This window comes from Arthrobacter sp. TB 26 (assembly GCF_000427315.1).
GTDB lineage: Bacteria > Actinomycetota > Actinomycetes > Actinomycetales > Micrococcaceae > Arthrobacter.
The window spans coordinates 1-2,783 of sequence record NZ_AUPJ01000495.1; the positions used below are offsets into that span (position 1 = coordinate 1).

The 2,783-nt window shown below is 67.4% G+C and carries 2 protein-coding genes and 1 pseudogene; all 3 read left to right on the forward strand.

Translation table 11 applies throughout. The features are described from left to right. On the forward strand, positions 1–944 hold a 944-nt coding region (locus tag K789_RS0119610), incomplete at its 5' end, for a transketolase-like TK C-terminal-containing protein (RefSeq protein WP_024368238.1). A gap of 159 nt (positions 945–1,103) precedes the next feature. Continuing rightward, a pseudogene (locus K789_RS23625) lies at positions 1,104–2,335 on the forward strand (PucR family transcriptional regulator). Between the two features lie 87 nt (positions 2,336–2,422). Continuing rightward, positions 2,423–2,783: ACP S-malonyltransferase (locus K789_RS0119620; protein ID WP_024368239.1), on the forward strand; the 361-nt coding region annotated here is incomplete at its 3' end.

A 2,783-nucleotide genomic window follows, 5' to 3' on the forward strand; every position in this document is an offset into this window, starting at 1 on the left:
CCACGCACGGCGAGCCGCTGATCCCGATCTACGTCTTCTACTCGATGTTCGGTTTCCAGCGCACCGGCGATTCCTTCTGGGCCGCCGCGGACCAGATGACCCGCGGGTTCATCATCGGCGCCACCGCCGGCCGCACCACCCTCACCGGCGAAGGCCTGCAGCACGCCGACGGACACTCCCCCATCCTGGCCGCGACCAACCCGGCCGTCGTCACCTACGATCCGGCCTACGGCTACGAGATCGGCGTGATCATGCGCGACGGCCTCAACCGTATGTATGGTCCGGGTCTGGCGGACAACGACCCGTCGCGGAACGTGATGTACTACATCACCGTCTACAACGAGCCGATCTCCCAGCCTGCAGCGCCGGCGGAAATCGACGTCGAGGGCATCATCAAGGGCATCTACCTGCTGGCGCCGGCCAAGATCGACGGCCCGCGCACGCAGATCCTTGCCTCCGGTGTGTCCGTTCCCTGGGCCCTCGAGGCCCAGCGGGTCCTTGCCGAGGACTGGGGCGTCTCGGCCGATGTCTGGTCCGTGACGTCCTGGAGCGAGCTGCGCCGCGACGCCATGGCCGCGGAGGAAGAAGCCTTCCTCAACCCCGGCCAGCCCGCCCGCGTCCCGTTCGTCACCGAACAGCTCGCCGGCGCCACCGGTCCGATTGTGGCGGTCACCGACTACATGAAGGCCGTGCCGGACCAGATCCGCCAGTTCATCCCGAACGAGTTCGCCTCGCTCGGGGCAGACGGCTTCGGCTTCTCGGACACCCGCGCCGCAGCGCGCCGCTTCTTCAAGAACGACATCCACTCTGTGGTTGTCCGTTCCCTGCAGATGCTGGCCCGCCGTGGCGAGGTGGATGCCCAGGCTCCGGCCCAGGCAATCGAGAAGTACCGCCTGCACAACGTCAACGCCGGCACCACCGGCAACGCGGGCGGCGACTCCTAGAGTCAGTCCAGCACCGTACGACGGCGGTCCCCACCGGAAGGCGGGGGCCGCCGTCGTCGTTTTACCATCCACTGTGATCCAGCACTGTGATCTGGCACATGGTGCCTTGTAGCCTTTGCACAAATGGAGCTTGGGCCGCAGTCCCCGTATGCTCGATGCATGGCCGAGCCGATCACCACTCCCGCAAAACGCAAGCCCGCTTCGAGGGCGGTGCCTCCGGAGAAGGTCGAGACGCTCAAGAAGCTTCGGGCGAGTGTGGGCCAGCTCTCCACGACGACGCTCCGCCAGCTTGAGAAGTCCCTGCCGTGGTACAGCCGGCTGAACTCCGACGAGCGCTCGGCCCTGGGCATGGTGGCCCAGAACGGCATCGCCGCCTTCGTCACGTGGTACGAGCGCCCCAGCTCGCCGTCGTGGATCCTGTCCGACGTTTTCGGCACCGCGCCCACCGAACTCACCCGCTCCATCAGCCTGCAAAAGGCCCTCCAGCTGATCCGGATCGTGGTGGAAGTGGTTGAGGACCAGGTGCCAGTGATCGCCCCGGAGGCGGACCAGGGCGCGCTGCGCGAGGCGGTCCTGCGGTACTCCCGCGAGGTGGCGTTCGCGGCAGCCGACGTCTACGCCCGCGCTGCCGAAACCCGCGGATCGTGGGACACCCGGCTGGAGGCGCTCATTGTGGACGCCATCCTGCGCGGCGAAAACACCGACGCCCTGCGGTCCCGGATTGCCGCCCTGGGCTGGAAGGCGCAGGAGCGCTTCACCGTCATGGTGGGCAATACCCCGTCCGAACCGAATGCCAGCTACGTCAGCGAACTGCGCCGCACGGCCGGGCGTTTCGCCGAAGACGCCCTCGTCGGAATCCAGGGCGACCGGCTCATCCTCATCCTGGGCGGGGTCCACGACCGGGAGACCGCGTACCTGAAACTCGCCGAACTTTTCGCCCCCGGCCCGGTGGTCTACGGCGCCGAAGCGGGCTCCCTGCTGGAGGCCAGCAGCTCGGCCCAGTCAGCCTTCGCGGGGCTGACCGCTGCCCGCGCATGGCCCGCCNCGCCGCCGATGACCTCCTGCCGGAGCGGGTGATCTCCGGCGACGACGCCGCACGGCGCTCCCTCGTCAAGAACATCTACCGGCCCCTGCTCGCGGCGTCCAACGGCCTGGTGGAGACCCTGGGGACGTACCTGGAGCTGGGCCATTCGCTCGAGGCCACGGCCCGTGAACTCTTCGTCCATGCCAACACCGTGCGCTACCGGCTCAAGCGCGTCTGCGACGTCACGGGCTGGGACCCGCTGTTGCCCCGGGAGGCTTTTGTACTCCAAACGGCCCTCGTCGTTGGCCGTCTGGCGACCCCGCCGAAGCCCGCCGCGGAACGGCAACCGTCGCGTAACAACACCTGAGCAGTTGTAGACTTCCTACAAAGTGACCCTGTGAGCTTGGTGCATGAATGCACCGATAATCACGCCGTAGTTTGGAAAGCTGGATACGTGCTTGCAATCGTCTGCCCTGGACAGGGCTCCCAGACCCCCGGTTTTTTGGCCCCTTGGCTGGAACTGCCGCCCGTCGCAGGCCACCTGGCTGCCCTCAGCGAAATCGCAGGGATTGACCTCACCGCGCACGGCACCACCTCCGATGAAGAGACCATCAAGGACACCGCTGTTGCGCAGCCGCTGATCGTCGCCGCCGGACTGGTGGCCGCGCAGTCGCTGTTCGACGTCGAACTGGGCACCCTGCCGGTCATCCTTGCCGGCCACTCCGTCGGGGAGATCACAGCCTCCGCCCTGGCCGGCGTCCTCACCGAAACCGAAGCCATGACGTTCGTCCGCGAACGCGCCAACGGCATGGCAG